A 24,289-nucleotide genomic window follows, 5' to 3' on the forward strand; every position below is an offset into this window, starting at 1 on the left:
GATCATGGGGTTTGGGGCGCAGAATCAGCCCGACTCCGTACCTAGGTCCATGATCAGCCCGGAGGGAGGCCGATCTTGGGGGTGAGGACGAAGAAACCGGCCGACCATGCACCTATAGTCCATGATCGGCCGGGGAAGGGGAGGGCGTCAGGACTCGAAGAGTGCCCGCGGGTCGGAGACCAGCATGTCGTTGTCGGCGAGCCGGTCGATCAGGTCGGCCGGGGCCTCGTCGTAGACGATCGCCAGCGCCTGGAGGTCCGAGGCCCGAATCGACAGGACCCGGCCGTTGTAGTCGCCGCGCTGGTGCTGGATCGCCCGGGCATAGTTCGCCACGTGGGTGAGGTCGTCCTCTTTCCGGTCGTAGAGCTTCTCCAGGTCGAGCACCACCTTGCCGGCGAAGTCGAACTGGATCGGCGTGCCTTCGGGCAGTAGCTCCGAGACCGGCACCCGGTAGAACTCCGCGATCTCCGCCAGTCGGTTGACGGTCACCGCGCGGTCTCCCCGCTCGTACGATCCGACGACCACCGCCTTCCAGCGGCCGCCCGACTTCTCCTCCACCCCCTGCAGGGAGAGGCCCTGCTGCTGGCGGATGGCCCGCAGGCGAGCGCCTAGTTGCTTGGCGAACTCAGAAGGCATGATCGACACTCCTAGTGACTGACCGAGGGGATTTACCCGAGTTTTCGCTACGCAGAGTGACGGTACGCGGGAGCAGTCCGCTTGGTCAAGTGCTACCCGTCACCTGATCTACCCAGCGGGCGGCGGTGTCCGGGCTGCTACGCTCGTACCGCCAACCCGACGTCCTTTAAAGCCCGTCCCGAGAGGCGGGGAAGGGGGTCCGCCGTGGCCACTTCCAAGGCTGCGCAAACCACCTCAAAGACCGCGCAAACTCCATCGGAGGGTGCGCCGACTACACCCAAGACTATTCTCTCCGGGGCCGATCTGCAGCGGGTGATCGACCGGATCGCCCATCAGATTCTCGAAAAGACCGAAGGCGCCCTCGATACGGTGCTGCTCGGTATCCCCACCCGCGGTGCGCCGCTGGCCCGCCGGATCGCCCAGCGCATTCACGCGTTCGAGCAGGTGGAGGTCCCGGTCGGGGTGCTCGACGTCACCCTCTACCGTGACGATCTCCGCTCGCAGGCGCCGCGCGCGCTGGGCCCCACCGAGCTGCCCGCCGACGGCATCGACGGCCGCCGGGTGGTGCTCGTCGACGACGTGCTCTTCCGCGGCCGGACGGTGCGGGCCGCGCTGGACGCGCTGCGCGATGTCGGCCGGCCGGCGCTGGTGCAGCTGGCGGTCCTGGTCGACCGTGGGCACCGGGAGCTGCCGATCCGGGCCGACTACGTGGGGAAGAACCTCCCCACCGCGCTGGCCGAGCAGGTGCGGGTGAGCCTGGCCGAGACCGACGGCGTCGACGCCGTCACGATCCAGCGGGAGGGCTGAGCTGTGCAGCACCTTCTCTCCGCCGACGACCTCTCCGCGGCTACCGCCACCGAGGTCCTGGACACCGCGGGTGAGCTGGCTAACGTCACCGGCCGCGAGGTCAAGAAGCTCCCCACGCTGCGCGGGCGCACGGTGGTCAACCTTTTCTACGAGGACTCGACCCGGACCCGGATCTCGTTCGAGGCGGCGGCGAAGCGACTGTCGGCCGACGTGATTACGTTCTCGGTCAAGGGCTCCAGCGTGGCCAAGGGGGAGAGTCTGAAGGACACCGCGCTGACCCTGCAGGCGATGGGCGCCGACGCGGTGGTGGTGCGGCACGGCGCGTCCGGTGCTCCGCACCGGCTCGCCGGCTGGCTCGACGGTTCGGTGATCAACGCCGGCGACGGCACGCATGAGCACCCGACCCAGGCGTTGCTCGACGCGTACACGATGCGGGCCCGGCTCGGCCGGCTCGCCGGGCTCAAGGTGGCGATCGTGGGTGACGTGCTGCACAGCCGGGTCGCCCGTTCCAACGTTCGGCTGCTGCACACACTGGGCGCCGATGTGACGCTGGTTGCGCCGCCGACGTTGCTCCCAGTGGGGGTGTCCGCCTGGCCGGCGACCACCTCGTACGACCTGGATGCGGTGCTCCCGGATAGCGACGTGGTGATGATGCTGCGGGTGCAGCGGGAGCGGATGGGCGACTCCTACTTTCCGTCGGTCCGGGAGTACGCCCGCCGGTACGGGCTCGACGCCCCCCGGGTGCGCCGGCTGCCGGAGCACGCGATCGTGATGCATCCGGGCCCGATGAACCGCGGGATGGAGATCGCGCCCGAGGTGGCCGATTCGCCCCGCTCCACCATCACCGAACAGGTCGCCAACGGGGTCTCGGTCCGGATGGCGGTGCTCTATCTGCTGCTGGGCGGGAAGGGTTGAGCATGCGACCCGGCGATCCCGCGACGGAAAGGACGACCATGACCTCGTTTCTGATCAAGGGTGTCTCGGTGGTCGGTGGCCCCGCCACCGACCTGCGGCTGCGGGACGGCACGGTGGCCGAGGTCGGCCCGGATCTGCCCACCACCGACGCCGAGGTGATCGACGCCGCCGGCCTGGTGGCGCTGCCCGGCCTGGTCGACATGCACACCCATCTGCGCGAGCCCGGTCGGGAGGATGCCGAGACGGTGGCGACCGGTTCCCGGGCGGCGGCGCTGGGCGGCTACACCGCCGTCTGCGCGATGGCGAACACCGACCCGGTGGCGGACACCGCCGGGGTGGTGGAACAGGTGTGGCGGCTGGGGCGGCGGGCCGGGTTGGTCGACGTGCAGCCGGTCGGGGCGGTCACGGTCGGGCTGCGCGGCGAGCGCCTCTCGGAGCTGGGGGCGATGGCCGAGTCGGCCGCGGCGGTGCGGATCTTCTCCGACGACGGGCACTGTGTGGCGGATCCCCGGCTGATGCGGCGGGCGCTGGAGTACGTCAAGGCCTTCGACGGGGTGATCGCCCAGCACGCCGAGGAGCCCCGGCTGACCGAGGGCGCACAGATGCACGAGGGCGAGGTGTCCGCGCGGCTCGGCCTGACCGGTTGGCCGGCGGTCGCGGAGGAGGCGATCATCGCCCGGGACGCGCTGCTCGCCGAGCATGTGGGTGCCCGGCTGCACATCTGCCACGTCTCCACCGCCGGCAGCGTGGAGCTGATCCGGGCGGCGAAGGCGCGGGGGGTACGGGTGAGCGCCGAGGTCACGCCCCATCATCTGCTGCTCACCGATGACCGGGTCGGCGGCTACGACCCGGTCTTCAAGGTGAACCCGCCGCTGCGCACAGAGCGTGACGTCGCGGCGCTGCGGGAGGCGGTACGCGACGGGGTGATCGACGTGATCGCCACCGACCATGCCCCGCACACGGTGGAGGACAAAGAGTGCGAGTGGGCGTACGCCCGGCCGGGGATGCTCGGGCTGCAGACCGCGCTCTCGGTGGCGTTGTCGGTCTTCGGCCCGGACTGGCGGCTGTTGGCTGACCGGCTCAGCTGCCAGCCGGCCCGGTTGGCCGGGCTGACCGGCCACGGCGTCGATCCGGCGCCCGGTGCGCCGGCGAACCTGACCCTCGTCGACCCGGCCGCCCAGGTCACCGTGGAGCCGGCCGAGTTGGCCAGCCGGAGCCGCAACACCCCGTACGCCGGGCTGCAGCTGCCTGGCCGGGTGGTCGCGACCTTCCTGCGGGGCGAGCCGACGGTGTTGGACGGAAAGGCGGTGAAGTGACGTGGCGACCAAACCCGCGGTGCTGGTGCTGGAGGATGGCCGGACGTTCCACGGAACGGCGTTCGGCGCGGTCGGGGAGACCTTCGGGGAGGCGGTCTTCAGCACCGGCATGACCGGCTACCAGGAGACGCTCACCGACCCGTCGTACCACCGGCAGGTGGTGGTGCAGACCGCGCCGCACATCGGCAACACCGGAGTCAACGACGAGGACGACGAGTCCGATCGGGTGCAGGTCGCCGGCTACGTCGTGCGCGACCCGGCGGCGTACGCGTCGAACTGGCGCGCCACCGGCGGATTGGCGGATCGGCTGGCGGTCGAGGGCGTGGTCGGCATCGCCGGGGTGGACACCCGGGCGCTCACCCGGCATCTGCGGGAACGGGGCGCCATGCGCGCCGCGATATCCAGCGTGGATCTGGATCCGGCGGCGCTGCGGCAGCGGGTGCTGGACAGTCCGTCGATGCTCGGAGCCGACCTCTCCGGGCAGGTGAGTACCCCGGAGCCGTACCGGGTGGCGGCCGAGGGCCAGCACCGCTATACGGTGGCCGCGCTGGATCTGGGCATCAAGCGCAATGTGGCGCGGCGGCTGGCGGCCCGGGGGGTGACCACGCATGTCTTCCCGGCCACCGCCACTCTGGACGAGCTGCTGGCGGTGGGGCCGGACGCGGTCTTCTTCTCGCCGGGGCCCGGCGATCCGGCCACCGCCGACCACGCGGTGGCGCTGGCGCAGCAGGTGATGCGCCGGCGGATGCCGCTGTTCGGGATCTGCTTCGGCAGCCAGGTGTTGGGCCGGGCGTTGGGTTTCGATACCTACAAGCTCGGCTACGGGCATCGGGGGATCAACCAGCCGGTGCTCGACCGGGCCACCGGCAAAGTGGAGGTGACCGCCCACAACCATGGCTTCGCGGTCGCTTGGCCGGGCCGCGAACAGGATGCCAGCGCGGTCGCCTGGCCGGGCCGCGAACAGGATGCCAGCGCGGTCGCGGCGCCGTTGGACGAGGCGGTGGAGACCGAGTTTGGGGCGGTGGCGGTGAGCCACATCTGCCTGAACGACCAGGTCGTGGAGGGGCTGCGGGCTCGGGACGTGCCAGCGTTCACGGTGCAGTACCACCCGGAGGCGGCCGCCGGGCCGCACGATGCGGACTATCTGTTTGATCGCTTCGTTGAGTTGATCGAGGGGACGGGCGGGAATGCCTAAGCGGGGGGATTTGTCGCACGTGCTGGTGATCGGCTCCGGGCCGATCGTGATCGGGCAGGCGTGCGAGTTCGACTACTCCGGCACCCAGGCGTGCCGGGTACTCAGGTCCGAAGGGTTGCGGGTCAGCCTGGTCAACTCCAATCCGGCCACGATCATGACCGACCCAGAGTTCGCCGACGCCACCTACATTGAACCGATCACCCCGGAGTTCGTAACCCGGGTGATCGCCAAGGAGCGGCCGGACGCGCTGCTCGCCACCCTCGGCGGCCAGACCGCGCTGAACACCGCGGTGGCGTTGCACGAGGCCGGGGTGCTGGAGAAGTACGGCGTTGAGCTGATCGGCGCCGACATCGACGCGATCCAGCGGGGGGAGGACCGGCAGAAGTTCAAAGACATCGTGGCGGTCGCCGGTGCCCGGGTCGGGCTCGGCGGCGAGGGCGGTGAGCTGACGCCGCGCTCACGGGTGTGCCGGTCGATGGCGCAGGTGCACGAGACCGTCGCCGAGTTGGGGTTGCCGGTGGTGATCCGGCCTTCGTACACCATGGGTGGGCTGGGCTCCGGCATGGCGCACACCGAGGCGGATCTGGCGCGGATCGCGGGCGCCGGGTTGACCGCCAGCCCGGTGCACGAGGTGCTGATCGAGGAGAGCGTGCTCGGCTGGAAAGAGTACGAGCTGGAGCTGATGCGGGACCATCACGACAACGTGGTGGTGATCTGCTCGATCGAGAACGTCGATCCGATGGGGGTGCACACCGGCGACAGCGTCACCGTGGCGCCGGCGATGACGCTTACCGACCGCGAGTACCAGGCGATGCGTACCCTGGGCATCGCGGTGCTGCGGGAGGTGGGGGTGGACACCGGCGGGTGCAACATCCAGTTCGCCGTGCATCCGCAGACCGGTCGGCTGGTCGTGATCGAGATGAATCCGCGGGTGTCGCGCTCCAGCGCGCTCGCCTCCAAGGCCACCGGGTTCCCGATCGCCAAGATCGCTGCCCGGCTGGCGATCGGCTACACCCTCGACGAGATCCCGAACGACATCACCCGGGAGACGCCGGCGGCGTTCGAGCCGGCGCTGGACTACGTCGTGGTCAAGATTCCCCGGTTCGCGTTCGAGAAGTTCCCCGGCGCCGACCCGGAGCTGACCACCACGATGAAGTCGGTCGGTGAGGCGATGGCGTTGGGCCGGACCTTCACCGAGGCGCTGAACAAAGCAATGCGCTCGATGGAGACACCGGCGGTCGGCTTCTGGACCCAGCCCGATCCGCCCGAGGCCACCAAGGAGTCGAGTCTGGCGGAGTTGCGGACTCCGCACGACGGCCGGCTGTACACCATGGAGCGGGCGCTGCGGCTCGGCGCCACCGTGGCCGAGGTGACCGAGGCCGGCGGCTACGACCCGTGGTTCGTGGCCCAGGTCGCCGTGCTGGTGACGCTGCGGCACGAGATCGAGCAGGCGCGGATCCTCGATGAGGAGTTGCTCTACCGGGCCAAGCGGGCGGGCCTGTCGGACCGGCAGTTGGCGGCGTTGCGGCCGGAGTTGGCCGGCGAGGCCGGGGTGTGGTCGCTGCGGCAGCGGCTGGGGGTGGCGCCGGTCTACAAGACGGTCGACACCTGCGCCGCCGAGTTCGCCGCGCGGACGCCCTATCACTACTCGGCCTATGAGCAGGAGACCGAGGTCGAGCCGTCCGACCAGCCTAAGGTGCTGATCCTCGGGTCCGGGCCGAACCGGATCGGGCAGGGCATCGAGTTCGACTACTCCTGCGTCCACGCGGTGCAGGCGCTGCGCGCCGCCGGCTACGAGACGGTCATGGTCAACTGCAATCCGGAGACCGTCTCCACTGACTACGACACCGCCGACCGGCTCTACTTCGAGCCGCTCACCTTCGAGGATGTCTTTGAGGTGTACCTCGCCGAGCACCACAGCGGGGTGGCCGCCGGTGGTCCCGGTGTGGTGGGGGTGATCGTCCAACTCGGTGGCCAGACGCCGCTGGGGCTGGCGCAGCGGCTCAAGGACGCCGGGGTGCCGATCGTCGGCACCGCGCCGGAGGCGATTCACCGGGCCGAGCATCGGGGTGCGTTCGGCGCGGTCCTGGCCGAGGCGGGGCTGACCGCTCCCGAGCACGGCACCGCCACCTCGTATCAGGAGGCGCGCCGGATCGCTGAGCGGATCGGCTACCCGGTGCTGGTCCGCCCGTCGTACGTGCTGGGCGGCCGGGGTATGGAGATCGTCTACGACGATGCCACGCTGCGGGACTACATCGGCCGGGCGACCGAGATTTCGCCGGAGCATCCGGTGCTGGTGGACCGCTTCCTCGACGACGCGGTCGAGATCGATGTGGACGCGCTATGCGACGGCGACGGTGTGGTCTACCTCGGTGGCGTGATGGAGCACATCGAGGAGGCGGGGATCCACTCCGGCGACTCGGCCTGCGCATTGCCGCCGATCACGCTCACCGGGGCGCACCTGGCGCAGGTCCGCGCCGACACCGAGGCGATCGCCCGGGGGGTCGGGGTCCGGGGCCTGCTCAATGTCCAGTATGCGCTGAAGGATGACGTGCTCTACGTGTTGGAGGCCAACCCCCGCGCATCCCGCACGGTGCCGTTCGTCTCCAAGGCGACCGGGGTGGCGCTGGCGAAGGCGGCGGCCCGGCTGATGCTCGGCGCCACCGTCGCGCAGCTGCGGGCCGAAGGGCTGCTGCCGGCGGCCGGTGACGGCGGCACCAGCCCGCCGGGGGCGCCGGTGGCGGTCAAGGAGGCGGTGCTGCCGTTCAAACGGTTCCGCACCCCGGCTGGTAAGAGCATCGATTCGTTGCTGGGGCCGGAGATGAAGTCCACCGGTGAGGTGATGGGCATCGACACCGCCTTCGGGCAGGCATTCGCCAAGTCCCAGGCGGCGGCGTTCGGATCGTTGCCGGCCGCCGGGCGGGTGCTGGTCACGGTGGGCAACCGCGACAAGCGCGGCATGATCTTCCCGGTGAAGCGGCTCGCCGACCTCGGGTTCGAGATCGTCGCCACCGCCGGCACCGGCGAGGTGCTGCGGCGCTACGGCATCCCGTGCGAGCTGGTCGGCAAGCACTACGAGGGGGACGGCCGGGACGCGGTGTCGATCATCGCCAACGGAGAGGTGGCGTTGGTCATCAACACCCCGCAGGGGTCGGGGGCGAGCGCCCGGCTGGACGGTTACGAGATTCGCAGCGCCGCGGTCGCCGCCGACGTGCCGTGTGCGACCACGGTGCCGGGAGCCGCGGCGGCGGTGATGGGGATCGAGGCGCAGCTGCGCGGTGAGCTGGCGGTCCGGCCGTTGCAGGAGCTGCACGCGGGACTGCACCCGAGTTCGTCGCCGGTGGACTCGTGACCGGCCCAAAGATCGAACTCCACGTCCATCTGGAGGGCACGGTCCGCCCGGCGGCGTTGCTGGCGTTCGCCCGCCGCAACAACCAGCCGCTGCCGGCCGACACGGTCGAGGGTCTGGCCGCGCTCTACCAGTTCCGGGACTTCGCCGACTTCATCCGGGCCTGGCTGACCACGGTGGCCTGCCTCCGGACCGCCGACGATTTCCGGCAGGTGGTGCTGGCCTACGCCGCTGAGGCGGCCGGCCACGGCGCGGTCTACCTGGAAGGCATCTTCTCGCCGGTCCCCGGCGTGGAGCTGGCGGAGACCTTTGCCGGGTACGCCGAGGGCGCGGCCGAGGCGCGGGAGCGGCACGGCGTGATCGTACGACTGACGCCGGACCTGCACCGGCGCCTCGACCCGGCGGAGGCGGTGGAGGTGGCGCAGCTGGCGGTGCGGTACCGGGACCGTGGCGTGGTCGGGCTGGGCCTGGGTGGAGCCGAGACCGACGCGCCCGCCACCGACTACGCGAAGGCGTTCGCGGTGGCCCGGGATGGCGGGCTGGGGCTGGTGCCGCATGCTGGTGAGAACGCCGGCCCGGAGTCACTGCGGGAGATTCTGGCCTTCGCCCCGGATCGGATCCGGCACGGCATCCGGGCGGCCGAAGAGCCGGCGTTGCTGTCGGAGATCGCCGGCCGGGGGTTGGTGCTCGACGTCTGCCCGACCTCGAACCTGCGTACCGGCGCGGTGCCGGAGCTGGCCCGGCACCCGTTGCCGCAGCTGCGGGCCGCCGGGATCAGCTGCAGCATCAACACCGACGATCCGGCGATGTTCGACACCGATCTGCAGCGCGAATACCAGCTCGCCGAGTCGATGGGGGTGACCGCCGTCGAGGCGTACGCGGCGGGGGTGGCCGGGGCGTTGTGCGACCCGGCCACCCGGGCCGAGCTGGTCGCGATCGGGCGGCGTCACTACCCGGCCGCGTGAGTGGCGGGGCGGGTCACAGGCAGGGCTCGGTGTCGAAATCCTGATGTCCGCGCTCCGGCTGGCAGCGCCAGCTCGCCTGACCGGTGTCGAACCGGTAGAGCTCATCGTCGCCGGTGGCCAGCTCGATCTCGTAGCGGATCGCCTCGACCGAGCCGTCGGCGAGGTCGGAGACGGTGACCACGACGGTCGGCGCGTCGCCGCCGCCGGCCTGGTCGATGTCGACCGTCCCGGCCGGTTCGTCGAGGTGGAGCAGCACCTCGACGGTGTCGACCGGGTCGGCCGCCCACTGCGGGGTTTCGGAGTCGATCAGGTCGTTGAACCCCTCGGCGGTGATCTCGCCGGTCTCGAAGTCGACGGTCGCCTGCTCCTCCCAACCATGCTCGGGCGGCCCCGGGTCCGTGGGCGGGGCGACGGTCGGGCTGGGGGCGGGTTCGCCGCCGGCCGGTGGCGGGTCGTCGGGCTCGTCGTCGCCGCCACAGCCGGCGAGCGCGAGGGTGAGGGCGGCTACGGCAGTGATTGTCATCAGGGGTCGTCGCATGGCCCGAGCCTAACGATCTCGCCCGGGGCGGTGGGTGGTACGAAGTGAGGCGATGTTCTTCGAACGGGTAGTGCGGCCCATGCTGTTCCGGATCGGTGACGGTGATCCGGAGGCCGCCCATGACTGGACTCTGCGTCGACTGGCCGGGCTGGGCCGGCGGCCGGCGCTGCTGAGTCTGCTGCGTGCGCGCTACCGGGTGACCGCGCCAGCGACGGTCTTCGGTGTGACCTTCCCCAACCGGGTCGGCCTCGCCGCCGGCCTGGATAAGGACGGTGCGGCGTTGCCGGCCTGGCCCGCGCTGGGCTTCGGGTTTGTCGAGGTGGGCACGGTCACCGGCCGGCCGCAGCCCGGCAACGACCGGCCCCGGCTGTTCCGGTTGCCGGCGAGCGGAGCTCTGCTCAACCGGATGGGCTTCAACAACCGGGGCGCGGCCGCGCTCGCCGACCGGCTGGCGCGACCGGCGGCGCGCCCCGGGGTTCCGCTGGGGATCTCGCTCGGCAAGTCCAAAGTGACCCCGCTCAGCCACGCCGTCGAGGACTACGTCGCGGCGTACCAGCAGCTGCGCGACTACGGCGACTACTTCGCGATAAACGTCTCCTCGCCGAACACCCCGGGCCTACGTACGCTGCAGGATCGGGGGTATGTTGCCGAGCTGCTCGCCGCGCTGGTGGGGGAGAAGCCGGTGTTGGTAAAGATCGCCCCGGACCTCACCGACCAGGCCATCGGTGAGCTGCTGGCGGTCTGCCTGGAGCGGGGAGCCGCCGGGGTGATCGCCACCAACACCACCCTGGAGCGCGGCGGGCTGGACCCGGCCGACCAGGGCCGTGCCGGCGAAGCCGGTGGTCTCTCCGGGGCGCCGTTGGCGGCGCGGGCCCGGGAAGTGGTCGGCTTCGTCCACCGGGAGACCGGTGGCGCGCTGCCGGTGATCGGCGTGGGCGGGGTGACCAGCCCCGACGACGCTGCCCGGCTGCGCGACGCGGGAGCTGATCTGATCCAGCTCTACACCGGTTTCATCTACCACGGCCCGGGGCTGGTGCGCGGCTGCGCCCGCCGGTTGGCGCCATGACCACGCCACCGGCGGCCGGGCAGCCGCCACCGGCGGAGCCGCCGGTCACTCCGGAACAGCTGCTGGCGTGGGATCGCGGCCACGTCTGGCATCCCTACGCGTCGATGCCTGGCGCCTCGACGCCGTACCTGGTCACCGGGGCGGAGGGAGTGCGGCTGCGGTTGGCCGACGGGCGGGAGCTGATCGACGGGATGTCGAGCTGGTGGTCGGCGATCCACGGTTACCGGCACCCGGTGCTGGACGAGGCGGTGCGGTCCCAGCTGTCGTCGATGAGCCACGTGATGTTCGGCGGGCTCACCCATGAACCGGCGGTACGGCTCGCGCGTTCGTTGGTGGAGCTGACTCCGGACGGGTTGGAGCACGTCTTCCTCGCCGACTCCGGATCGGTCAGCGTCGAGGTGGCGGTGAAGATGTGCCTGCAATACCACCGCTCGCGAGGCGACGCGCGCCGGCGCCGGCTGCTGACCTGGCGGGGCGGGTACCACGGCGACACCTTCCACCCGATGTCGGTCTGTGACCCGGAGGGCGGGATGCACGCGCTGTGGCGCGGGGTGCTACCGGAACAGATCTTCGTGCCCACCCCGCCGGCGGGCTTCGACACGCCACCTGACCCGGGATATCTGGCGGTGCTGGCCGAGGCGATCGCCCGCCACGCCGACGAGCTGGCGGCGGTCATCGTCGAACCGGTGGTGCAGGGCGCTGGCGGCATGCGGTTCCACCACCCGGGGTATCTGACCGCACTGCGGGAGCTGACCCGGCAGTACGGCGTGTTGTTGGTCTTCGATGAGATCGCCACTGGGTTCGGCCGTACCGGGGAGCTGTTCGCCGCCGACCACGCCGGGATCACCCCGGATGTGATGTGTGTCGGTAAGGCCCTCACCGGTGGCTACCTGACCTCGGCGGCGGCGCTGTGCACCGGGGAGGTGGCGGCCGGGATCAGCGCCGGCGAGGTGCCGGTGCTGGCGCACGGCCCGACCTTCATGGGCAACCCGCTGGCCTGCGCGGTGGCGAACGCGTCGATCGGGCTGCTCCGGGATGGGCAGTGGCGCGCCGACGTGGCCCGGATCGAGGCCGGCCTGGCCGCGGGCCTGGCGCCGCTGCGGCAGCGGCCGGGGGTGGCCGATGTCCGGGTGCTCGGAGCGATCGGGGTGGTGCAGTTGACCAGCCAGGTAGACCTCGCCGAGGCGACCGCGGTCGCGGTCGACAACGGAGTCTGGCTGCGGCCGTTCCGGGATCTGCTCTACACCATGCCGCCGTACCTCAGCACCGACGACGAGGTGGCCGCGATCTGTGCGGCGATCTCGGCCGCCGCGGAGCGGGTCACGGGGGGTGATGCGGACCCAGAGTGCTAGACTCCTCAGCTCAGGGCGGACACGTCGGGGCAAGCCATGTTGACGGTGCGTTTCGGGCTGAAGCGCAGCGATCACCGGCCCTTGGTGGCCGGTCGGGGACAGTGCGGAGTGAGATGGCTGAGCGTCAGTCGATCGTCGTCAACGGCGATCTGGGCAGCGGAAAGACCACCGTTACGCTGAAGCTCTCGGAGCGACTCGACATCCGACGGATCAGCGTGGGTGACCTGTACCGGGAGATGGCCCGTCGCCGGGGGATGACCACACTGCAGCTCAATCGTCACGCCGAGTTGGACGATGCGGTGGACGCCTATGTGGACAGTCTGCAGGGGGAGATCGCCCAGTCCGGCGAGCAGCTCGTGGTCGACAGCCGGTTGGCGTGGTTCTTCTTCACCGACGCCCTCAAGGTGCACCTGATCACCGATCCGACCGTCGCCGCCGAGCGGGTGCTCGGGCGCCCCTCCAGCGAGGTGGAGTCCTACGCGACGCTGGTCGAGGCGCGGCAACGGCTGCGGGAGCGGAGCGAGAGCGAACGCGCGCGGTTCCTGGTTACCTACGGGGCCGACAAGTGCCGGCTCCGCAACTACAACCTGGTCTGCGACAGCACCCGGGCCACCCCGGACGAGATCGTGGACCAGATCGCGGCGGCCTTCCACGGCACCCTGGCCCCGCAGACCGTGCGCTCGGCGCCGCCGCTGCTGTTGATCGACCCCCGCCGGATCTACCCCACACAGGAGAGCCAGGCGCTGCGTGATGAGGATCCCGAGTTCGTGGCGGCGATCGGCCGGGCGGGTCCGGGGGCGCTGGCGCCGTTGCGGCTGGGCTTCGCCGACAACCAGTTCTTCGCCGTCGACGGGCACCGCCGGTTGAGCGCGGCGCTGCGTAACGACTTCTCGTTCGTCCCGGCCAGCCTGGCCGCGGAGGGCGACGAGCCGGTGGTGGGCGGCCTGTCCGCCAAGGCCTACCTGGAGTCCGAGGTCGGGCCGAGCATCGTCTACGACTGGGCCGAGCTGCACGGGTTGGAGCTCCCGCTGCCGGAGCATCTCCGGCAGGAGAGCCCGGTAGGCGACTAGCCTCACCCCCGTTCCCCTTACGCCTCCCCCCATTCCCCTTAATCCGGGCGCCCGGAGTCTGGCCAGGCTCGGCCCGTAGCGTGGCGAGCGAGTAGGTCACGTCAGCCAGGGAAGGTTAGTCAGTGGAGAGTTTCGGAGCGCGGCTGCGGGCCGCGGTGGCCAGTCGGGGACCGTTGTGCGTCGGTATCGATCCGCATGCCGAGCTGCTGGCGCGGTGGGGGCTCACAGACGACGCAGATGGCCTCGCCGAGTTCAGCCGAACGGTCACCGAGGCCCTGGCCGATCGGGTGGCAATCTTTAAACCTCAGTCTGCTTTCTTCGAGCGGTTCGGGTCGCGTGGCATCGCCGTTTTGGAGACAACTATTCGCCGGCTCCGGCGGGCTGGCGCGTTGGTTCTGCTCGATGCGAAGCGGGCCGATATCGGCTCGACGACCGCCGGCTACGCCGCGGCGTACCTCGATCCGGCGAGCCCGCTGAGCGTCGACGCGATCACCGCCAATCCCTATCTGGGCGTCGGCGCGTTGCGGCCGATGATGGAGCGCGCTCGCGCGCACGGTGGCGGGGTCTTCGTGTTGGCGATGACGAGCAACCCGGAGGCGGCGGCTATTCAACAGGCCACCACCGCCGACGGGCGCTCCGTGGCGCAGCTCGTCGTAGACGAGATTTCCCAGCTCAACGAGGGTGTAGCAGCGGGCAGCTTCGGTGTGGTGGTGGGCGCGACGGTCGGCGAGAGCGCCCCGGATCTCAGCCGGCTGCAGGGCCCGATCCTGGCCCCTGGGATCGGCGCGCAGGGCGCCACCGCCGCAGATCTCCGGGCGGTCTTCGGGGCGCAGTTGCCCGCAGTGTTGCCGTCGACCTCCCGGGAGGTGCTCTCGGCGGGGCCGGACCCCACAGCGCTGCAGGAGGCGGCGGCGCGTAGTCTCGCTGCCTGCCGGCGGGTGCTCAACGGGGGCGATCAGCCCTCCTGACCCCAAAAGGTGTGATCTCCGGCACGCGTCTGGGCCGGGTGATCATGGCGTGCCGATGTTGCTGAATCGGGCGCAGCCAGCTAGTTTCCCCAGCGCTGGACGGATGCACCGGGAGTAGCCGGCTGCATCAGAAGTTACGACCACGCGCCGGCAGGCGCGATGAGTTTCGAGGAGAACTGGTGCCCCTCCCATCACTGAGCCCCGAGCAACGAGCGGCTGCCCTGCAGAAGGCAGCCGAGGTTCGCAAGGCCCGGGCCGACCTGAAGGAACAGCTCAAGAACGGCCAGGTAACCCTCGCTGAGCTGTTGGATCGAGCCGAGAGCGACGACGTGATCGGCAAGCTGAAGGTGGTCACGGTGCTGCAGGCCCTGCCGGGGATCGGCAAGGTCAAGGCGACCCAGACCATGGAGAAGCTCAAGATCGCCGATAGTCGGCGGCTGCGGGGTCTCGGCGAACAGCAGCGGAAGGCGCTGCTGAACGAGTTCGCCGCATAACGGCCGACCTGGCTGGGTAGTAACCAGCGGGTGGAGACACCCGTGACCGGCGCGGCGCGCCCGGCGGCTCGGCTCCTGATCGTCTCCGGCCCCAGCGGGGCCGGTCGGCGGCGGGTGATCGAGCTAGCCCGGGCGCGCTCGCCGGATTTTTGGTCGCCGGTGCCGCTGACGACGCGGCCCCGGCGGCTGGCCGAGGTCGACGGTCGCGAGTACACCTTCGTGGGCCGGAGCGATTTCGATCACCGGCTCGCCGCCGGTGAACTGATCGAGTGGGCGGAGCTCGGTGGGCACCGGTACGGCGTACCGCGGGCCCCGATCGAGGAGGCGCTGCGACAGGGGCGGCCGGTGCTGTTGAGCACCGATCTGGTCGGCGCCGGTCAGATCCGGCGGACGATGCCGGGTGCGGTGTTGGTCTATCTGACCCCGCCGCATCGGAGCGATTCGGTCCCGGCTGAGTTTGACGTCACAATTGTCACCGACACGGTGGTCCGGGCCGCTGACAAACTGGTATCGTTACTCGGCTCACCCGCCTTCTTGTGATCTCGGGTGTCTATCGCACATCATCATCATTTCCTAGTAGCACACCAAGGATTGAGTCGTGGCCGGAACCGTTGCCCAACCTGAGGGCATCACCAACCCGCCGATCGACGAGCTGCTGGAGCGCACCTCCTCCAAGTACTCGCTAGTCATCTTCGCCGCCAAGCGGGCGCGCCAGATCAACGCGTACTACAGCCAGCTCGGTGAGGGCCTGCTGGAGTATGTGGGCCCGCTGGTCGAGACCACCCCGCAGGAGAAGCCGCTCTCGATCGCCATGCGAGAGATCAACTCTGGGCTGCTCGCTGCCGAATCAACCGAGGCTTAGCGTCGCGCCGTGGCCGAGGTGGTGCTCGGGGTTGCGGGCGGGATCGCCGCATACAAGTCCTGCGAGCTGCTGAGGCTGTTCACCGAGGCGGGACACCAGGTGCAGGTGGTGCCCACCGAGGCCGCGTTGCGATTCGTGGGCGCCCCGACCTGGGAGGCCCTGTCGGGTCGGCCGGTGGCCGATGACGTCTGGAGCCGGGCTTACGAGGTTCCGCACGTGCGCATCGGCCGCCGGGCCGAGCTGGTGGTGGTGGCGCCGGCCACCGCCGACCTGCTCGCCAAGGCGGCCACCGGGCTCGCCGACGACCTGTTGACCAACACGCTGCTCACCGCCGCGGCTCCGGTGCTCTACGCACCGGCTATGCACACCGAGATGTGGGAACACCCGGCGACCGTCGCGAACGTGGCGACGCTGCGCTCCCGCGGCGCGGTGGTGGTGGAGCCCGCGGTGGGCCGGTTGACGGGAGCCGACACCGGCAAGGGGCGGCTGCCCGAGCCCGAGACGCTGTTCGCGCTCGCGGAGCGGCTGCTCCACCGGGGCAGCTCCGAGCCGGATCTGGCCGGCCGGCGGGTGGTGGTCACCGCTGGTGGGACCCGGGAGCCGCTCGACCCGGTCCGGTTTCTCGGGAATCGCTCCTCGGGCAAACAGGGTCTGGCGTTCGCGCGAACGGCGGCGGCGCGGGGTGCTCGGGTGCGGTTGATCGCCGCGAACGTCGAGGCACCGGCGCCAGCCGGGGTTGACCTGGTGACGGTGGTCACCACCGCCCAGCTGCGGGAGGCGACGCTCGAAGCGTCGGCCGACGCCGACGCGGTGGTGATGGCGGCCGCGCCGTGCGACTTCACCCCGGCCCAGTACACCGACCAGAAGCTCGCCAAGCAGCATCTCGACGACGGCGTGGCCGGGTTGACGCTGTCGCTGGTGGCGACCCCGGACATCGCCGCGGAGCTGGGCGCGGGTAAGTCCGCCGGCACCGTCCTGGTCACCTTCGCCGCGGAGACGGTCGGTGGCGCGGAGGCGGAGGTCAATGCGCGCGCCAAGTTGGCCCGTAAGGGCGCGGATCTGATCGTGCTCAACCAGGTGGGCGGGGCTGCCGGGCGCCCGGAGGTTTTCGGCTCGGATCGCAACGCTGCCACGGTCTTCGGCCTCGACGGAACCGCTACCGTCCTTTCTGAACAATCAAAGGACGAATTAGCGGATGCGGTGTGGGACCTGGTCAAACCACGCCTTAAGCCAACGTAGTATTGCATAGCGGGCCGGCTCGACCCCGTGCCATGGAAGCCTGCGCGACAACTCGATAGGCTTTCGCGAAAGTTGAGTCCCCGAAGCGAAGGAGCGTGCCCGTGACCCGTCGTCTGTTCACATCTGAGTCGGTAACCGAGGGCCACCCCGACAAGATCGCCGACCAGATCAGCGACGGCGTTCTCGACGCCCTGCTTACCCAGGACCCGCGCAGCCGGGTAGCCGTAGAGACGCTGATCACCACCGGCCAGGTACACGTGGCCGGCGAGGTCACCACTCAGGCGTACGCCGACGTCGCCGAGATTGTCCGAAACACCATCCTCAACATTGGTTACGACTCATCCAAGAAGGGGTTCGATGGCGGCTCCTGTGGGGTGAGCGTGTCGATCGGCTCGCAGTCCCCCGACATCGCCCAGGGCGTGGATCACGCGTTCGAGGAGCGGGTCGAGGGCGCGGGTGACGCGTTCGACGCCCAGGGCGCTGGCGACCAGGGCATGATGTTCGGGTTCGCCTGCAACGAGACGCCAGAGCTGATGCCGCTGCCGATCGCGTTGGCGCACCGGCTCTCCCAGCGGCTGTCCGCGGTCCGCAAGGACGGCACCGTGCCGTACCTGCGCCCCGACGGCAAGACCCAGGTCACCATCGAGTATGAGGGCCAGCGCCCGGTGCGGCTGGACACCGTCGTGGTCTCGTCGCAGCACGCCGCCGACATCTCGTTGGAGGAGCTGCTCACCCCGGACATCAAGGAGCACGTGATCGCTCCGGAGGTCGAAGGGCTGGCGCTGGACACCAGCAACTACCGGTTGCTGGTCAACCCGACCGGCCGGTTCGAGGTCGGCGGCCCGATGGGCGACGCTGGCCTTACCGGGCGGAAGATCATCGTCGACACCTACGGTGGGTACGCCCGCCACGGCGGCGGTGCCTTCTCCGGCAAGGACCCGTCGAAGGTCGACCGATCAGCAACCTATGCGGTGCGGTGGGTCGCCAAGAACGTGGTGGCAGCCGGGCTCGCCGAGCGGTGCGAGGTGCAGGTCGCGTACGCGATCGGCAAGGCGCAGCCGGTGAGCGTGCTGGTCGACACCTTCGGCACCGAGGCGATCGCGGTGGACCGGATCGAGAAGGCGGTCAACCAGGTCTTCGACCTGCGGCCAGCGGCCTTCATCCGGGAGCTGGATCTGCTGCGCCCGATCTACCAGCAGACCGCGGCGTACGGTCACTTCGGCCGGGAGCTGCCCGACTTCACCTGGGAGCGCACCAACAAGGTCGCTGACCTGAAGTCGGCCGCCGGGCTGTGATGATCCCCGCCTCATGATCATGGCGAGGTCGGGGGCGTGGTCGGTGCCGGGTGCTCCGGTGCCGACCGTGCCCCCGACCTCGTTGTGATCAAGGGAGCAGGGACCGCGCGTGGGTAAGCAGACCGCAGCTTCGCCCCGGCGCGGAGCGTCGCCGCGGGAGCCGGCGCCGTCGCTGCCGGTCGCGCAGGTCTGTGTCGATCTGCCGCTGCCGCACCTGGACCGGCCCTTCGACTATCTGGTGCCGGCGGCGGACGCCGACGCGGCCCAGCCGGGGGTCCGGGTGCGGGTCCGTTTCGCGGGGCAGCTGGTGGACGGATGGCTGCTGTCACGAGCCGCGGAGTCGAGCCACACCGGCCGGCTGGCCTTTCTCGACCGGGTGGTCTCCGCCGAGCCGGTGTTGCGGCCCGAGGTGCTCGCCGCCGCCCGGGCGGTCGCCGCCAGGTACGCCGGCAACCTCGCCGATGTGCTGCGGCTGGCCGTGCCGCCCCGCCACGCCCGCACCGAATCCACCCCCAAATCCGCGCCGATCATGGACCTAGGTACCTCCTCGGCCGGTTCTGAGGCCCCAAACCCCATGATCGGCGCTGAGGGCGCTGAGGGCGCCGAGGAGGGTGGGTGGCGGGCCTACTCGGCCGGGCCAGCCCTACTGCGGGCGCTCGCTGAGCAGCGGCCCGCCCGGGCGGTATGGACCGCGCTCCCCGGCGAGGCGTGGCCCGCCCGGGTCGCCGAGGCGATCGCGGCGACCGTCGCCGGTGGCCGCGGCGCGGTGGCGGTGGTCGCCGACGCCCGCGACCTGGCCCGCCTCGATGCCGAGGTCACCGCAGCGCTCGGCCCCGACCAGCATGTGGCGCTCGCCGCCGCGATCGGCCCCGCCGAGCGCTACCGCCGGTTCCTGCGGGCCGCGCGGGGCGAGGTGCCGGTGGTGATCGGCAACCGGGCAGCGGCGCTGGCCCCGATGGCCGACCTCGGCCTGGTCGCGATCTGGGACGACGGTGACGACCTGCACGCCGAGCCCCGGGCGCCCTACCCGCACGCGCGCGAGATGCTGCTCATCCGTGCCCAGCAGGCCGGCGCCGCGGCCCTGCTCGGGGGATTCACCCGCACCGCGGAGGCGCAGCAACTGCTGATGACCGGGTGGGCCAAACCCGTGGCCGCCGAGCGGGTGACGCTGCGTCGGCGGGCGCCGGTGGTCACGCCGATCGGAGACGAGCCGCAGCTGGCCCGGGACCCGGCGGCGGCCGCGGCCCGGTTGCCGAGCGAAGCCTGGCGGGCTGCCCGGGGTGCGCTCGCCGCTGGCGCCCCGGTGCTGGTCCAGGTACCCCGCCGGGGCTACCTGCCGGCGGTGGCCTGTGGCGACTGTCGGGCGCCCGCGCGCTGCCCCCACTGCGGCGGCCCGCTCCAGCTGGCCGGGGCGGGGGCGGCGGCCAGCTGCCGGTGGTGTGCCCGGCCGGTGGCCGACCGGCAGTGTCCCGAGTGCGGGTCCCGCCGGTTGCGGGCAGCAGTCACCGGGGCCCGGCGTACCGCGGAGGAGTTGGGGCGCGCCTTCCCGGGGCACCCGGTGCGCACGTCTGGGCGCGGTGAGGTGCTGGCGTCGGTGCCTGGGGAACCCACCGTGGTGGTCTGCACCCCGGGTGCGGAGCCGGTCGCCGATGGTGGGTACGGGGCCGTGCTGTTACTGGACACGTGGGCGCTGTTGACCCGGGCGGATCTGCGGGCGGGGGAGGAGACGCTGCGGCGGTGGTTGGCGGCGGCCGGGTTGGCCCGCCCGGCCGGCGACGGTGGCCGGGTGGTGGTGGTCGCGGATGGTGGCTTGCCGGCGGTGCAGGCGTTGCTGCGGTTCGACCCCGGCTGGTACGCCGAGCGGGAGCTAGCCGAACGTCGGTCGCTCGGGTTTCCGCCGACGGCGCGGGTCGCGTCGGTGACCGGGCCGGCCGACGCCGTCGTCGACCTGCTCGCTGCTGCGTCCTTGCCGGACGGTACGGAGCTGCTCGGCCCGGTGCCGATTGCGGCGGAACGTCCGGACGAGGGTGAGCCGGCGCAACCGCGGGAACGTATGCTGGTGCGGGCGTCGCGGGCCAACGGTGAGGCGATGGCGGCGGCGCTGCACGCGGCGGCGGGAGTCCGCAGCGCCCGGAAGGCGCTCGACCCGGTCCGAATCCAGGTGGATCCGCTAGAGCTGCTTTGACCGTAGACTGGGGCGCCGGTCCGTGGGGCTCCGGCCTCGCCGGCGGTGCCCGGGCCTGACCTATCGAGCGTGTTGAGGAGATCTGTTGACCGTCCTGCCGATCCGCCTGTTCGGGGACCCGGTGCTGCGCACGCCGGCCGAGCCGGTGGTGGATTTTGACAAAGAGCTGCGTCAGCTCGTCACCGACCTCACCGACACGCTGCGGCAGCAGCAGGGCAGCGGGCTGGCCGCCCCGCAGCTCGGTGTCGGGGTGCGCGCCTTCGTCTTCGATGTGGACGATGTCGAGGGCCACGTGATCAACCCGGTGCTCGACTTTCCGGACGAGGATGAGCAGGACGGGCCCGAGGGGTGCCTGTCCATCCCTGGGGTCTACGTCGACACCCGGCGGCGGATGAACGTGGTCGCCCGCGGCTTCAACCAGCACGGCGACCCGGTGCAGCTGATCGGCTCCGGGTTGATGGCCCGCTGCGTACAGCACGAGACCGATCACCTCGACGGGGTGCTGTTTCTGGACCGGCTGGATGCCGGCCGGCGCAAGCAAGCGATGCGGGAGATCCGGCAAGCCGATTGGTACGACCCGGATGCCCCGCCGACGGTCAAGCTCAGCCCTCACCCGGGCGGGCAGCCGAATCCGCTAGGGCTCGGGGGCTGAAGCGATGCGACTAGTGTTCGCCGGGACTCCGGCGGTGACGCTGCCTGCGCTGGCGGCGATCGAGCAGTCCGGGCACGAGCTGGTGGCGGTGGTGACGAGGCCGGACGCGCCGGCTGGGCGGGGCCGCCGGATGCTGCGTTCACCGGCGGCGGCCTGGGCCGACGAGCGGGGGGTCGAGGTGTTGACGCCGGCCCGTCCGAAGGAGCCGGAGTTCCTCGACCGGCTGCGGGCGCTCGCCCCGGATTGCGTCCCCGTGGTTGCGTACGGGGCGCTGGTGCCGCCGGCGGCGTTGGCGATCCCGGCGTACGGCTGGGTCAACCTGCACTTTTCGCTGCTTCCGGCGTGGCGGGGGGCGGCGCCGGTGCAGCATGCGGTGCTGCGTGGTGATGAACTCACCGGCGCCAGCGTCTTCCAGCTGGAGCCGGGGTTGGACACCGGGCCGGTGTTCGGGACGGTGACCGAGCCGATCGGCGCCACCGACACCGCGGGGGAGCTGCTGGAGCGGCTGGCCGGCAGCGGAGCAGATTTGCTGATCCGGGTGTTGGATGCGATCGCGGACGGGACCGCGCGGGCGGTCCCGCAGCCGGCCGTGGGGGTCAGCCACGCGCCGAAGATCACCCCGGCGGATGCACAGGTCCGCTGGTCGGAGCCGGCGGCAGCGGTGGACCGGCGAATCCGGGCGTGTACGCCGGCGCCGGGCGCCTGGACCGAGTTTCGCGGCGAGCGGCTGAAGCTGGCGCCGGTACGGCCGGTCACCGACCCCGGTGAGTCGTTGGCCCCGGGCGAGCTGCGGGTGGAGCGCGAGCGGGTGCTGGTGGGCACGTTGACCGAACCGGTCGGATTAGGACAGGTGGCGGCCGCCGGCAAGAAGCCGATGGCCGCGAGCGAGTGGGCCCGCGGGGTGCGGCCCGCCGTCGGGGAGGGTTTCCAGTGAGCCGGCACCAGCAGCGGCCGGCCACTTCGACACCGCAGATCCGCCGGAGCGAGGATCCGCCCCGCCGGGTTGCTTACGAGGCGATCGCGGCCGTCCATCGCGACGATGCCTACGCCAATTTGGTGCTGCCGACGATGCTGACCGAGGTGGGGCTGGCCGGCCGGGATGCGGCGTTCGCCACCGAGCTGGTCTACGGCACGCTCCGGCAGCGGGGCACGCTCGACGCCGTGCTCGCCTCGGCGGCCAACCGGGAAGTGGCGCGGATCGATCCGCCGGCGCGGGACGCGCTGCGGCTCGGCGCCTACCAACTGCTGTTTCTGCGGGTGCCGGCGCACGCAGCGGTCTCGTCGACGGTGGGGCTGGTGAAGTCGGTCGCGCCCGGCGCCACCGGGTTCGCCAACGCGGTGCTCCGCCAGGTCGCCACCAAGGGTTTCGAAGAGTGGTTGGTGGAGCTCGCGCCAGCGCAGGCCGATGATCCGGTGGGGCACCTGGCGCTGGTGCACAGCCATCCGGCCTGGGTGGTACGAGCGTTCGCCGACGCGCTCGGTGGCGATCTGACCGAGGTGGCGCAGGCGCTGGCGGAGGACAACGCCCCGGCGCCGGTGCATCTGTGTGCCCGACCTGGCCGCGCTGATGCGGTGGACCTCGCCGACGAGGTTGGTGGCGAGCCTGGGGCGTTCTCGCCGTACGCGGTCTACCTGTCCGGGGGCGCCCCGGGCAACCTGCCGGCGATTGGCCAGCGTCGTGCCCACGTACAGGATGAGGGTTCGCAGCTGGTGACGTTGGCGCTGGCCGATGCGCCGGTGGCGGAGGGCCCGGCGCAGCGGTGGCTCGATCTGTGCGCTGGCCCCGGGGGCAAGGCCGCGCTGCTTGGTGGGCTGGCCGCGGAGCGGGGCGCGACGGTGACCGCGGTGGAGATCGCTGAGCACCGGGCGCGCCTGGTGGAGCAGGCGGTGCGTGGTCTGCCGGTGGCGGTGGTCAACGAGGACGGCCGGGCGGTCGGGCGGGGTGCGGAGCTACCCGCGGGCCAGTTCGATCGGGTGTTGGTGGATGCCCCCTGCACCGGCTTGGGCGCGCTTCGGCGGCGGCCGGAGGTGCGCTGGCGACGTAGCCCGGGTGATCTGCCGGAGTTGGCGCGGCTGCAGCGGGAGCTGTTGGTGGCGGCGATCGAGGCCGCCCGGCCGGGTGGCGTGGTCGGCTACGTGACCTGTTCCCCGCACTTGGTGGAGACTCAGGTGAGTCTCTCCGAGGCGCGTCGGCGCAGCCCGCATCGTACCGAACTGCTCGACGCCCGCGAGTATCTCCCGGCGGGGATGCCCGGTCTCGGCGATGGGCCGACCGTGCAGCTGTGGCCGCACCGGCATGGCACCGACGCGATGTTCGTGGCGCTGCTCCGGCGCGGCTAGGGACCTGTACCGGGGTGGTCCGGGGCCGGCTGGAGGCGCTCCGCGGCCCGCTCGCCGAGTCGGGTCAGGGCTGACCGGATCCGGGACGGCGACTCGGCCGCTAGCTCACCACCGGGGCGGGCGGGCGAGGCGGTGTCGGCGCTGCGCGGGAGCAGCCGCTGGGTCACCTCCAGCAGCCAGGCGGTGGCCGCGGGCGCGGCTCCGGCGACCCGGGTGGCTACCGCGGCGACCGGGGTGAGCGTGATCTCGCGCCGTCCGCGGGCGGCGGCGGCGACGATCCGGCGGGCGGCCCGCTCGGCGTCCATGGCCAGCAGCGGTGCGCTGGCGAGCAGCGCGAACCAGGTGTATTCCTTGATCGCCTGGCCGGTGAACTCGGCGCGCTGGTGCGAGCCGGTCCGCATCAGCCCGGGGACCACGGTGGTGACGCTGATCTGGTCACCGGCGAGTTCGGCGCGCAGCCCTTCGGAGAAGCCCACCATCCCGAATTTGGCGGCGCAGTACGGCAGCAGGTGTGGCGCGGCGACCTTGCCCCCGATCGAGGTGATGTTGACGATGCGTCCGGCCGGCGCCGCCCGAAGCTGCGGCAACGCTGCGAGGGTCAGATTTGCTGGCGCGAGCAGCATGAGCTTCACAGCTTCGCTGAAGTCGCCCGGGGTCATGTCGTGCACCGGACCTACCCGCATCACTCCGGCGTTGTTGACGAGGATGTCCAACCGTCCGAACCGGTCAGTCGCCCGGGCCACGAGCAGTTCGGCCGCTTCCGGGCTGGCTAGGTCGACCGGCACCGCGACGACCTCGGCGCCGTCGGCGGCCAGCGACCGGGCCGCCGTGGCGAGTTCTTCGTCGTTGCGGGCGCAGATCACCAGCCGGCATCCCATCCTCGCCAGCTCTCGGGCGAGCAAGAAGCCGAGTCCGCGCGACCCGCCGGTGACCAGCGCTACCTGGCCGGTGAGGTCGGCCGGCGGCCGTCGGCGCCGGGCGATCGCGACCGCGAGCGCCCCGAGCGCGAGCGCGGCGAGGGTGGTCTTGGTGTGCATCTTGTTGA

General features: G+C 71.4%; 22 protein-coding genes. 19 read left to right on the top strand and 3 right to left on the bottom strand.

Translation table 11 applies throughout. The features are described 5' to 3' along the window. Nucleotides 1–147: 147 nt before the first annotated feature. Entirely contained in the window at nt 148–636 is a 489-nt protein-coding gene (gene bldD / locus JQS43_RS12290; RefSeq protein ID WP_239679208.1) for a transcriptional regulator BldD, read from the bottom strand. Nucleotides 637–840: 204 nt separating this feature from the next. Here bldD and pyrR point away from each other — a divergent pair, with 204 nt between their 5' ends. The 6 genes from pyrR to add are packed head-to-tail and all read left to right on the top strand — an operon-like array spanning nt 841 to nt 9,183. Further along, nucleotides 841–1,443: a bifunctional pyr operon transcriptional regulator/uracil phosphoribosyltransferase PyrR gene (gene pyrR, locus JQS43_RS12295; protein ID WP_275581072.1), complete on the top strand. Its 603-nt coding sequence runs from the start codon at nt 841–843 to the stop codon at nt 1,441–1,443. Nucleotides 1,444–1,446: 3 nt separating this feature from the next. Further along, nucleotides 1,447–2,358, top strand: a complete 912-nt coding sequence (locus JQS43_RS12300; RefSeq protein WP_239679209.1) for an aspartate carbamoyltransferase catalytic subunit — start codon at nt 1,447–1,449, stop codon at nt 2,356–2,358. 38 nt (nt 2,359–2,396) lie between these two features. Continuing rightward, entirely contained in the window at nt 2,397–3,674 is a 1,278-nt protein-coding gene (locus tag JQS43_RS12305; RefSeq protein WP_239679210.1) for a dihydroorotase, read from the top strand. Between the two features lies 1 nt (nt 3,675). Then, on the top strand, nt 3,676–4,869 hold the full coding sequence (carA, locus tag JQS43_RS12310) for a glutamine-hydrolyzing carbamoyl-phosphate synthase small subunit (RefSeq protein WP_239679211.1): 1,194 nt from the start codon (nt 3,676–3,678) through the stop codon (nt 4,867–4,869). Then, complete coding sequence (gene carB / locus JQS43_RS12315) at nt 4,862–8,221, top strand: carbamoyl-phosphate synthase large subunit (RefSeq protein ID WP_239679212.1); 3,360 nt, start codon at nt 4,862–4,864, stop codon at nt 8,219–8,221. Before carA ends, carB begins: the two co-directional genes overlap by 8 nt. Beyond that, nucleotides 8,218–9,183 carry an adenosine deaminase gene (gene add / locus JQS43_RS12320; protein ID WP_239679213.1) on the top strand — a complete coding sequence of 322 codons (966 nt, stop codon included), beginning with the start codon at nt 8,218–8,220 and terminating at the stop codon, nt 9,181–9,183. The genes carB and add overlap by 4 nt, the downstream gene beginning before the upstream one ends. A gap of 13 nt (nt 9,184–9,196) precedes the next feature. Here the strand turns inward: add and JQS43_RS12325 are convergent, their stop codons facing one another. After that, nucleotides 9,197–9,721 (bottom strand): hypothetical protein, encoded by a 525-nt coding sequence (locus JQS43_RS12325; protein WP_239679214.1) that lies wholly within the window; start codon nt 9,719–9,721, stop codon nt 9,197–9,199. Between the two features lie 52 nt (nt 9,722–9,773). Here JQS43_RS12325 and JQS43_RS12330 point away from each other — a divergent pair, with 52 nt between their 5' ends. The 13 genes from JQS43_RS12330 to JQS43_RS12390 all read left to right on the top strand — a co-directional run bounded on the left by JQS43_RS12330 (nt 9,774) and on the right by JQS43_RS12390 (nt 23,244). Then, complete coding sequence (locus tag JQS43_RS12330; RefSeq protein ID WP_239679215.1) at nt 9,774–10,787, top strand: quinone-dependent dihydroorotate dehydrogenase; 1,014 nt, start codon at nt 9,774–9,776, stop codon at nt 10,785–10,787. Then, the gene (locus tag JQS43_RS12335; protein ID WP_239679216.1) at nt 10,784–12,139 is read left to right on the top strand and encodes an adenosylmethionine--8-amino-7-oxononanoate transaminase; all 1,356 of its coding nucleotides are present in this window, start codon (nt 10,784–10,786) and stop codon (nt 12,137–12,139) included. The genes JQS43_RS12330 and JQS43_RS12335 overlap by 4 nt, the downstream gene beginning before the upstream one ends. A 113-nt stretch (nt 12,140–12,252) precedes the next feature. Further along, entirely contained in the window at nt 12,253–13,209 is a 957-nt protein-coding gene (locus JQS43_RS12340; RefSeq protein WP_239679217.1) for an AAA family ATPase, read from the top strand. Nucleotides 13,210–13,331: 122 nt separating this feature from the next. Beyond that, the gene (gene pyrF / locus JQS43_RS12345; protein WP_239679218.1) at nt 13,332–14,177 is read left to right on the top strand and encodes an orotidine-5'-phosphate decarboxylase; all 846 of its coding nucleotides are present in this window, start codon (nt 13,332–13,334) and stop codon (nt 14,175–14,177) included. A 179-nt stretch (nt 14,178–14,356) separates the two neighbouring features. Beyond that, nucleotides 14,357–14,671 carry an integration host factor, actinobacterial type gene (gene mihF, locus JQS43_RS12350; RefSeq protein WP_239679219.1) on the top strand — a complete coding sequence of 105 codons (315 nt, stop codon included), beginning with the start codon at nt 14,357–14,359 and terminating at the stop codon, nt 14,669–14,671. Between the two features lie 30 nt (nt 14,672–14,701). Next, the gene (locus JQS43_RS12355) at nt 14,702–15,211 is read left to right on the top strand and encodes a nucleoside/nucleotide kinase family protein (RefSeq protein WP_239679220.1); all 510 of its coding nucleotides are present in this window, start codon (nt 14,702–14,704) and stop codon (nt 15,209–15,211) included. A 58-nt stretch (nt 15,212–15,269) separates the two neighbouring features. Further along, on the top strand, nt 15,270–15,533 hold the full coding sequence (gene rpoZ, locus JQS43_RS12360) for a DNA-directed RNA polymerase subunit omega (RefSeq protein ID WP_239679221.1): 264 nt from the start codon (nt 15,270–15,272) through the stop codon (nt 15,531–15,533). A gap of 9 nt (nt 15,534–15,542) precedes the next feature. Further along, nucleotides 15,543–16,772, top strand: a complete 1,230-nt coding sequence (gene coaBC, locus JQS43_RS12365; protein WP_239679222.1) for a bifunctional phosphopantothenoylcysteine decarboxylase/phosphopantothenate--cysteine ligase CoaBC — start codon at nt 15,543–15,545, stop codon at nt 16,770–16,772. A gap of 101 nt (nt 16,773–16,873) precedes the next feature. Then, nucleotides 16,874–18,067, top strand: a complete 1,194-nt coding sequence (metK, locus tag JQS43_RS12370; RefSeq protein WP_239679223.1) for a methionine adenosyltransferase — start codon at nt 16,874–16,876, stop codon at nt 18,065–18,067. 172 nt (nt 18,068–18,239) lie between these two features. After that, the gene (locus tag JQS43_RS12375; RefSeq protein ID WP_239679408.1) at nt 18,240–20,252 is read left to right on the top strand and encodes a primosomal protein N'; all 2,013 of its coding nucleotides are present in this window, start codon (nt 18,240–18,242) and stop codon (nt 20,250–20,252) included. Between the two features lie 85 nt (nt 20,253–20,337). After that, the gene (gene def / locus JQS43_RS12380; RefSeq protein ID WP_239679224.1) at nt 20,338–20,904 is read left to right on the top strand and encodes a peptide deformylase; all 567 of its coding nucleotides are present in this window, start codon (nt 20,338–20,340) and stop codon (nt 20,902–20,904) included. A 4-nt stretch (nt 20,905–20,908) separates the two neighbouring features. Further along, nucleotides 20,909–21,838, top strand: coding sequence for a methionyl-tRNA formyltransferase (gene fmt / locus JQS43_RS12385; protein WP_239679225.1), 930 nt, complete (start codon nt 20,909–20,911; stop codon nt 21,836–21,838). Next, nucleotides 21,745–23,244, top strand: coding sequence for an RsmB/NOP family class I SAM-dependent RNA methyltransferase (locus JQS43_RS12390; RefSeq protein WP_420847698.1), 1,500 nt, complete (start codon nt 21,745–21,747; stop codon nt 23,242–23,244). The genes fmt and JQS43_RS12390 overlap by 94 nt, the downstream gene beginning before the upstream one ends. Here the strand turns inward: JQS43_RS12390 and JQS43_RS12395 are convergent. Continuing rightward, the gene (locus JQS43_RS12395) at nt 23,241–24,281 is read right to left on the bottom strand and encodes an SDR family NAD(P)-dependent oxidoreductase (protein WP_239679227.1); all 1,041 of its coding nucleotides are present in this window, start codon (nt 24,279–24,281) and stop codon (nt 23,241–23,243) included. The two genes, JQS43_RS12390 and JQS43_RS12395, sit on opposite strands and share 4 nt — an antisense overlap. Between the last annotated feature and the right edge of the window lie 8 nt (nt 24,282–24,289).

Source organism: Natronosporangium hydrolyticum (assembly GCF_016925615.1).
GTDB lineage: Bacteria > Actinomycetota > Actinomycetes > Mycobacteriales > Micromonosporaceae > Natronosporangium > Natronosporangium hydrolyticum.